Annotated in this window: 1 protein-coding gene; it reads right to left on the bottom strand. The window is 56.5% G+C overall.

The annotated features are described in order from the left end of the window. A partial coding sequence (locus AC0L20_RS40655; RefSeq protein WP_473295770.1) for an ATP-binding protein occupies nt 1-299 on the bottom strand: 299 nt, incomplete at both ends.

Raw genomic sequence — 299 nt, 5'->3', positions numbered from 1 at the left:
AAAGTTTTCGATGGAGCAGACGATGATGCAGTTGTCCTTCTTATCGCGGACAACCTCCATCTCATATTCTTTCCAGCCGATCAGGGATTCGTCGATCAGCAGCTCTTTGGTCGGCGACAGGTCCAGGCCACGGGCGCAGATTTCTTCGAACTCTTCACGGTTGTAAGCAATGCCGCCACCGGTGCCGCCCATAGTGAAGGACGGACGGATAATGCAGGGGAAGCCCAGCTTTTCGAGAACGGCGTTGGCCTCTTCCATGCTATGGGCGATACCGGAGCGCGGGCAGTCAAGGCCGATGG

The organism is Bradyrhizobium sp. Kon58 (assembly GCF_055807455.1).
The sequence above is the reverse complement of the archived record's forward strand: the minus strand, read 5'-3'. Positions and strand labels throughout refer to the sequence as shown.